The following is an 8614-nucleotide window of genomic DNA, read 5'->3' as shown; positions in this document are numbered from 1 at the left end:
GGTTCCCGGCGAGAGGATGCCGCAAAAAGGGATTGACTAACCAAGGCCCGTTACAGAAGCCCGGATGGAGCGCAGCGCAATCCGGGGCAAGTGCGCGCCGGCGGCCGGGACCGGCCCCGGATTACGCTTCGCTCCATCCAGGCTACAAGGGGGCCCTTGGCTCTATTGCAGCTCGGGATCGAGCCGGTCGCGCAGCCAATCCCCGATGACGGAGACCGCCAGCGTGGTCACCACGATGGTGGTGGCCGGCGCGAGCATGATCCAGGGGGCCCGGGTCAGGTACTCGCGGCCGTAGCCGACCATGTTGCCGAGGCTGGTCATCGGCGGCTGCACGCCGAGGCCGAGAAAGGACAGGCCCGACTCCATCAGGATCACCTCGGGAAAGACCAGCGTAGTCGAGACGATCAGGGTCGAGGCGATGTTGGGCAAGATATGCCGGAGGTAAATCCGCGCCGGCGTCGCGCCGAGCTGGCGGACCGCGGCTGCGTAACCTTGCGCATTGGCCGAGATCGCTAGTCCGCGCGCGATGCGGGCGTAGCGCTCCCAGCCGAAAAATCCCATCAAGCCGATCAGGAGTGGCAGCGAATTGCCGAAGAAGGCGAGCACCGCGAGCGCCATGATCAGGAAGGGCATGCTGGCCTGGAAGTCGGACAACATCAGCACCAGCTGCTCGACGGGCCCGCGGAAATGCGCGGCGAGGAAGCCGAGCATAGTGCCGACGATGGCGGAGATCGCCGTGGCGCCAAAGGCGATCAGGAGCGAGATGCGGATCGAGACGAGCAGCCGCGACAGTACGTCGCGGCCGAGCTCGTCGGTGCCGAGCCAGTGCGCGACATTGCCGGGAGCAGCGAGACGATTGCGAAGGTCGAGCTGGGTGTAGCCATACGGCGCGATTTTCTCGGCGAAGGCCGCGATCACCAGCATCGCGACGATCCAGCCGATCGCGATAGCGACCGAGACCGGCATCGCCGGGAGGCTCATGCGGCGGCGGGCCGACGCGTCCTTCAGCGTTGCGTCAGTCATGCATGCGCTCCCTTCATGCGTGCGCCCCCTTGGCGCGCAGGCGCGGGTCGAGGAAGCCGTAGAGGAAGTCGACGATCAGGTTGGAGGTGACCATGGTCATCGCCACCAGCAACAGGATGCACTGCACGACGGCGAGGTCACGGTTGGCGACGGCGACGACGAGCAGGCGCCCTACTCCTGGCCACGAAAACACACTCTCGACCACGACCGCGCCCGCGATCAGCGTGCCCACCATGAAGCCCAGAATGGTGACTGTCGGAATCGCCGCGTTCGGCAGCGCATGCGACGTCACGACTTTTCGCCACGGCACGCCCTTTGCCGAGGCGGTGCGGATATAGGGCTGGCCCAGCACCTCCAGCATGGCGCTGCGGGTGAAGCGCGCCAGCACCGCGGCGCCGCCAAGGCTGAGTGTCACGATCGGCAGGATGGCGTGACGCCAGCTGTCCTGCCCGCCCGAGGGCAGCCATCCGAGCTGCACGGCGAAGACGAGCACGAGCAGCAGCGCCAGCACAAAACTCGGCACGGTGAAGCCGGCGACCGCCGTCATCATCACCGCGCGGTCGATGCCGGAGCCTCGGTGCAGCGCCGCGTAGATGCCGGCGGGAATGCCGAGCGCGACCTTGAATGCGAAGGCCGGCAGCGTCAGCGCCAGCGTTGCCGGTATCCGCTCCAGCACAAGCTCGATCGCAGGCCGCCCGTCACGCATGGAACGGCCGAGCTCGCCTTTGGCGATCGCTCCAAAATAGTCGAGATACTGAAACCAGATGGGATCATCGAGGCCCCACGCCCTGCGGAAGGCGGCGAGGACTTCCGGCGGCGCTTCCGGTCCCAAAATCATCAGCGCGGGATCGCCCGAGAGACGCAGCACCACGAAGGCGAAGGTGACGACGAGCACGATCGTCAACGCCGCGCGTCCGATCCGAATGGCGAAATAGCGTCCCATCACGCCGCATCCCGCGTCTCGACGTGCGGCCCCGCCACAAGGTGGCAGGCGACCTGCCTGTCGCCACCGACGTTGGACAGCGCTGGCACCCCGCTTGCACAACGCGCGATCGCGCGCGGACAGCGCGGATGGAAGGCGCAGCCTTGAGGACGGGCCGCCGGGTTCGGCGGATCGCCTGCCAGCACAATGCGGCCTGCGCTGCGGCGGCCCGGCGCGGGCGATGCCGAGACCAGTGCTTGCGTGTACGGGTGCTCCGGCCGCGCGAACAGATCATCGGCGCTGCCGATCTCGACGATGCGGCCGAGATACATCACGGCCACCACATTGCTTATCTGCCGGACGACCCGCAAATCATGGCTGATGAAGAGCAAGGTCAGCGCAAGCTGAGCCTGGAGATCGGCGAGCAAATTCACCACCTGCGCCTGGATCGAGACGTCGAGCGCGCTGACCGGCTCGTCACAGACGAGGAAATCCGGCTTTGTCGCCAGCGCCCGCGCCAGCACGATGCGCTGGCGCTGTCCGCCGGAGAGCGCGCCCGGATAGCGCGCACCATGTGCGGGTGTCAGTTCGACCGCGCGCAGCAATTCGCGGACCCGCTCCTCGCGCTCGAGGGGCGTCCCGAGGCCGTGAATATCCAGGGGTTCACGGATTTGCGCGGCGACCGGCAACCGCCGGTCCAGTGCTCCCAGCGGATCCTGAAAGATCATCTGCATGTGCGCGCGTTGCGCACGCCATGCGGTCGTTCCGGGCGCGGCCATCGGCTTGCCGTCGAACCGAACCTCGCCATGGTCCGGCGGCTCGAGGCCAAGTACGATGCGGCCGGTGGTCGACTTTCCCGAGCCGGACTCGCCGACGAGGCCCAGCGTCTCGCCCTTGCGGATCGTCAGCGACACGCCATCGACCGCATGAACGGCGGTACTTCGGCCGAACATCCCGGAGCCCATGCTGTAGCTGCGCGAGATCGAGGCCACGTCGACGAGCGGACGGCTCATTCGGCAGCCATCCCGAGCAGCGCGCGACGCGAAGCCTCGGCGCGAACGCAGGCAGCGGCGCGATCCGCCGCGATCGGCGCGAGGGTTGGGGCTACAATGCCGCACGGCGCTTCTGCGAGCGCACAACGCGGCGCAAAGGCGCATCCATCAGGCATCCTCGCGGGATCGGGGACCGTTCCGGGAATGGCGGTCAGGCGGCGCCTCGGCCCGTCAAGCGGCGGCAGCGCGCCGATCAGGCCCTGCGCATAGGGATGGACGGGATCGGCGAAAAGCTGGTTCGCCGGCGCCTCCTCGACAATGCGGCCCGCATACATCACGGCCACGCGGTCGCAGTTTTCGGCGACGACGCCAAGATCGTGGCTGATCAGGACCATCGCCATGCTCATCTCGCGGCGGATGGTCGAGAGCAGTTCTAGAATCTGCGCCTGAATCGTGGCGTCGAGCGCCGTAGTCGGCTCATCCGCGATCAGCAGGTCGGGATTTCCGGCGAGCGCCATCGCGATCATGATGCGCTGGACCTGGCCGCCGGAGAACTCATGCGGATAGGCTTCGAGCCTGCGCGCCGCGTCGGGAATGCCGACGAGATCGAGCAGCCGCCGCGCTTCCGCTTTCACCGCGCCGCCCGAGATATCGCGATGCAGCGCCAAGGACTCGCAGAGCTGCCTGCGGATGGTCAGCACGGGATTCAGTGCGCTCGCGGGATCCTGGAAGATCATGGCGACGCGCCCGCCCCTGATACGATCGAGCTCGGCGGCCGCCGCACCGAGGATCTCGCGACCGTCGAGACGAACGGAGCCCGAGACGCGGGCATTCCGCGGCAAGAGGCCGAGTGCCGCAAGCCACGTCACCGACTTGCCCGACCCGGACTCGCCGACGAGGCCCAGGGCCTCGCCCTTGTGCAAGGCGAGATCGACACCACGCAAGACCGGCACGCCGTGGAAGGCGACGCTGAGGTCCTTAATGCTGATCAGCGGCGCCACCGATCAGGCCTCGAAATTGCCGGCGCGGAAATCCATCGCGAAGGCCGGCGACGCCTTCCACTTGATCGACTTCGGCTTGGCCGTGAAGGTCGCGTTCTGGTGCAGCACCGTATAGGCCGGGTCTTCGCGCTCGGCGATCTCCAGCATGCGGCGGAACGCCTTCTTGCGGGCGGCCCGATCGATCGAGGTTTCCAGGAACTCCGAGAGCGTGTTCAGCTCGGCATTGGTCCACTCGCCGATCTGTTGCTGCTGGCCGTTGGGGCCATGCTGGGCAACCAGCGACGATACGGGATCGTTGAAGGCGGCCGAGTTCGACCAGTCGCGGACCGCGCGCGTCGGCGCACGTTCCATGATCTGCGACCAGTTCTCCTTGGTTTCGATCTGGACGTTGAGACCGACCGACTTCCACATCTCGACCAGCACCTGCGCGGTCGCGACCTGGTTGGTGTAGTAATTGTTGAGCAGGCGATAGGGAATGGGATCGCCCTTGTAGTTGGCCTGCTTCAACAAATCCTGCGCCAGCTTCGGATCGTAGGTCGGTACGCTCCAGTCGGCGTTGAACATGTCACCGTAGAACTCCCACTGCAGGCCCTTCGGGACGCGTGTGCGACCGGCCCACAGGCTGTCGACGATCGCCTGACGGTCGATGGCATGAGTGAAGGCGCGCCTTACAAGTGGATTGGCGAGTTGGGCGTGGTTCTTGTCGAATACGGTCAGACGATGATTGAGGATGGTGCCGCCCTGCACTTCGAAGGCCGCGTTCTTCTCGATGCCCGCGATCTGGTCCGGCGGGATGTCGCAGGCGAACTGATACTCGCCCGAGAGCAGCCCGTTGATGCGACTCGCGACCTCCGGGACCTCGAGGAAGCGAATGCGCTTGAGCGGTGGACGGCCGCCCCAATATTCGTCGTGGGCTTCCAGCGTCAGCGACACGTCGGGCTTGAGCTCGACGACCTTGTAGGGCCCGGTGGTAACAGGCTTGCGCGCCCAGTCGAGATAGCTCACGGATTCAGCCCAGGCGCGACGGTTCGCGATATCTGAGCCGTAGCGCGACAGCCGACCCTCGATCGTGACGTCGGGCGTCGCGTTGTAGAAGCGCACGGTGTATTTATCGACGGCATCGACGCGGACGAGATCCGGCCAGATCCGGCGTGCAACCGCCGGAACGTCCGGCGGCAGCTCCTTGCCCGGACGCGGCGTCGGAATTTTCTCAAAGGCCTGGATGGTGCTGCGGCTCTTGGCCTCGGTCTCACCGAACATGCGCTCGCGGCTGAACGTGAAGACGACGTCCTCCGCCGTCAGCTCGTCGCCATTGTGGAATTTGACGCCCTGGCGCAGCTTCACCTCGACAGTCTGGTCGTCGATACGGCGCCACTCGGTGGCAAGCCCCGGCACGGCCTCAAGGCTGCCGCGCCAGTTCTTGGAGATCAGGCCTTCCCAGATCGAGGAGAAAAAGACGCGCTCGCCGACATTGGACTGCTCGCGCAGCACGTCGAGCACGTTCGAATTCGTCACCTTCTGCACCGCGATGGTGACCGAGGGACGGTTGTCCGCCTGCCCGATCGCGAAGCGCGGCAGCAGCAGCGTGCCTGCGGCAACGCTGCCGGACTTCAGGATGGTACGACGCGTGAGCTTGCTCATGATGATAACCCCTGCCGGTTTTTTGGTCGGCTATTCGGCGAGACCGAGCGCGGCCAGATGGGCTGCGCCAGGGCGGACGTCGTTGTGATTGCGAAGTTCGAGGATCAGCCGGGGGTTGGAATTCAGCCGGCCCAGCGCGCGGAACACGGTGACCCACGGGATATTGCCTTCGCCCGGGGCCCAGTGCCGGTCGGCAAAACCGTCGGTGTCCTGCAGGTGGACGTGCGTCAGCATGTCGCCGGCGGTTTCGACGTAGTAGTCGACCGGCGGCGCGCCGGTGGAGATGTGCGCGTAGTTGGCGTGGCCGGTGTCGAGGGAGACCCGCACCTTGCTGCTTTCGAGCGCCTTGGCGAGGCGCACGCGATCGCGCGGATCCTTGTCCTCGATGTTCTCGATGACGATCTCGCAGCCGATGGTTTCGGCGCGCACGATCACCTCGGCGAGTGTCGCCTTGACGCGTTCGACGAGATTGCCGCGATTATCCGGATAGAGGTCGAGGTTGTTGTGGTCCCAGGTCGTGAACGGCGAATGGATCACCATCTGCGTCGCGCCGAGGAACTCGGCGGCCTCGAGGCCCTGAAGCAGGCGTTTCGTCACCACTTGGCGGATCATCGGGTCGTGGCTACCGATCGCGAAGCCCCAGAACGGTCCGTGGATGCCGAGCCGGCCGGTATGACCTGACAGCATCTGCTTGATTTCGCTAGCAGCACTTCGCCAGTCGCCGTCGAGCAAGTCCGCGCGAAAGAAATCCTGAATCTCGAGGTCGCGCTGCCGTTCGAGAAGCCAGTCGCGATGCGCAGGGATCGATTTGAAGGACAATGCGGCGCCCAGTACCGGCTTCGACATGGCTTGCTCCTCGGCCGTCAACAATGACGGGAGCAGCGCTAGACCAGTTAAATGACAGGCCGGTGAAATGCAGGTTCCGAGGCGCTGAGGAGATGTGGACATCCCCGCGATCGCGTGCATCGAATAAAGGCAACGCGAGTGCGGCGTGCAGACGCATGCATCCGCGCGCGGATCAAGCGCGTTCGAGTCCGTAGTGATCCGGAATGGAATCCTATTCCGATGTCGCGTACATCGCGGGACATCGATCGGCGGCCTTCCAAGGGCATCACCCTCTGATCGCGCACCACGGGGTTGGGGGACCACATGGGGCGGGGGGATCAAAGGCTGGGGCAAGGTTACGAGGTCCGGACTCCTAGGCACTCCGGACCTCGGGACTTTCTAGATTGAACGTGATTTCGCGCCGCCGGCTTGATCAGCCGCGCGGCGCGAAGTCGTTTTGGCGTCGTTATGCCGACACGGGCGCTATCGCGTCTGCGGCTCGATCGTCACCGTGCAGTCGCCCTGCCCTTGTGTCGCGACCACGATGTTGCCGGCGGGAGCGCCGAGGGCGATCGGCGCGGACGAGCCGCCGCCGGGCATCTGGACAGTCACGCTCAAGGAATCGGTTCGCGCGGTCGAGCCTACGGTCGAGGGCTCTGCCTGGGCCACATTGCCCGAGGCGTCACGCCGCATGATCTGGCAATTCACGTTGCTGGCGCCGGCCGCCGCCATGCTCGACGAGGTGCCGCCGCTCATTTGGGCACGGGCGCGCGACGGATCGCGAGGCACCTGGCTGACGATGCGATGCGTCCGCGGCTCCACAATGACGACGTCGTCACCCGTCGTAAAATATTCGTAGTCCCGATATTCGGGCTCGATCGAGACGATCTCGGGCGGAAGCCTGTGGAGACGCACGCGCGAGGGAATGGTCTCGCCGACCCGGATCGAGATGTTCAGATTGCGCTCCGGCTCCGCCAGGCGTGCATGGCTCACCGTTTCGGAGATCCGCACCTGCTTCTCGGACGAGACCTGGGTCTGCTGATTGGTCTGCGTGTTGGTCTGGTTCGTCTGGTTGGCTTGATTGGTCTGCGTGCCCGAATTGGCAGGCGCGGTCTGCGCGTTGTTGGTCTGGGCCGTCCGGTTCGTGTCGGTCGCGGTTGCCGGTCGGTTGTTCTGCTGTGCCGGCTGCTGCTGCTCAGCCGCGTTGCGCGGCGGCTGGGTCTGGTTGCGCTCGTTCTGGTTGGCCGCGGCACCCGTGCGCTCGTTCTGCTGACTAGACGTACCGGACTTGGACTTGTCGGACTCGGCCGTTGTTTTCTGCGGCGCGGTCTTGTCCTGCTTCGTCTCGGCGTCGCGGCTGCGATCGCGTGAAGGCTCGCGGGAGTCTTGTGCCTGATCCCTCGACTTCGGCTGGTTGCGCTCGGCCGAACTGGCCGGCTGGCGCTTGTCGTCACTCGCGTCCTGCCTGGCAGCGCCGCCCTTCTCCTCGCGGTCAGCGCCGTGCAATCTCTCCTGGGCGCCCTGCGCCCGCTCTTGAACGTGCTCTTGAACACGTTCCTGGGCGCCGCCGCGCTGCGGTGCGGCGCCTTTCGCCGGCTCCTCGGTCCGTCTCGGCTCGTCTCTACGCTCACCGGGCGCCTGGGCGTAGGCGATGCCGGAAGCAAGCATCAGTCCGATAGCTGCGGTCGATAACATCAAGTGCTGGCGCATGGTCCCTCTCCTCGGAATTCGCAACAACAGACGCGAACGCTCTGTGGGTGCGAAGGTTCCTGATCAGGAACGAGGACCGATTACGCCGGTCTCACATCTCAGGCGGGTCTCACATCGGGTTCTTCAGCGTGAGCCGCGCCGTGAATGTCACACTGGTCTTGCCGACCAGCGCCATGCCTTCGACCTCGGCGCCGTCGGCGGAATAGTCGCCTGAAAAGCCGCAGGTCACTTCCCTGCCGCCGAACGCAAGCGGCTTGCCGACGGCCTCGGTGTGCTGATTGACGGTCATATCGCCGCGCCATTTCCCGTTCCGGAAAGTGTAGCCGCCGGTGTAGTAGAAATAGCTGTCGCCGCCCATGATGCGGCCATCGCAGAGCACGACGACGCCTTTGGCCTGGCCGCGCTTGCCGTCGCGCATCTCGATCTCAAAGATGTAGAGGCCGTTGAGGACGTTCTGTGGGTTGCCGCCCTGCTCGGGCCCATCGCCGGCCGACATCGCT

General features: G+C 65.7%; 8 protein-coding genes. All 8 read right to left on the bottom strand.

What is annotated here, in order from left to right; all coding sequences use genetic code 11:
* Positions 1 to 162 precede the first annotated feature (162 nt).
* On the bottom strand, positions 163 to 1023 hold the full coding sequence (locus tag AC0L3S_RS27065; RefSeq protein ID WP_473282426.1) for an ABC transporter permease: 861 nt from the start codon (positions 1021 to 1023) through the stop codon (positions 163 to 165).
* Positions 1024 to 1036: 13 nt separating this feature from the next.
* Positions 1037 to 1966: an ABC transporter permease gene (locus tag AC0L3S_RS27060; protein ID WP_456764320.1), complete on the bottom strand. Its 930-nt coding sequence runs from the start codon at positions 1964 to 1966 to the stop codon at positions 1037 to 1039.
* Entirely contained in the window at positions 1966 to 2958 is a 993-nt protein-coding gene (locus AC0L3S_RS27055) for an ABC transporter ATP-binding protein (RefSeq protein ID WP_473282423.1), read from the bottom strand. Before AC0L3S_RS27055 ends, AC0L3S_RS27060 begins: the two co-directional genes overlap by 1 nt.
* On the bottom strand, positions 2955 to 3938 hold the full coding sequence (locus tag AC0L3S_RS27050) for an ABC transporter ATP-binding protein (protein WP_473282421.1): 984 nt from the start codon (positions 3936 to 3938) through the stop codon (positions 2955 to 2957). Before AC0L3S_RS27050 ends, AC0L3S_RS27055 begins: the two co-directional genes overlap by 4 nt.
* 3 nt (positions 3939 to 3941) lie before the next feature.
* Complete coding sequence (locus AC0L3S_RS27045; RefSeq protein ID WP_473282419.1) at positions 3942 to 5579, bottom strand: ABC transporter substrate-binding protein; 1638 nt, start codon at positions 5577 to 5579, stop codon at positions 3942 to 3944.
* Between the two features lie 30 nt (positions 5580 to 5609).
* A complete protein-coding gene (locus tag AC0L3S_RS27040; protein ID WP_473282417.1) occupies positions 5610 to 6425 on the bottom strand; it encodes a sugar phosphate isomerase/epimerase family protein in 816 nt (271 codons plus the stop codon).
* A gap of 462 nt (positions 6426 to 6887) precedes the next feature.
* Positions 6888 to 8114 carry a DUF1236 domain-containing protein gene (locus tag AC0L3S_RS27035; protein ID WP_473282415.1) on the bottom strand — a complete coding sequence of 409 codons (1227 nt, stop codon included), beginning with the start codon at positions 8112 to 8114 and terminating at the stop codon, positions 6888 to 6890.
* Between the two features lie 109 nt (positions 8115 to 8223).
* Positions 8224 to 8610, bottom strand: coding sequence for a GrlR family regulatory protein (locus AC0L3S_RS27030; RefSeq protein WP_473264683.1), 387 nt, complete (start codon positions 8608 to 8610; stop codon positions 8224 to 8226).
* Between the last annotated feature and the right edge of the window lie 4 nt (positions 8611 to 8614).

The organism is Bradyrhizobium sp. Ken01 (assembly GCF_055807355.1).
Note: the sequence above shows the minus strand (reverse complement) of the source record. Positions and strands in the feature narration are given on the sequence as shown.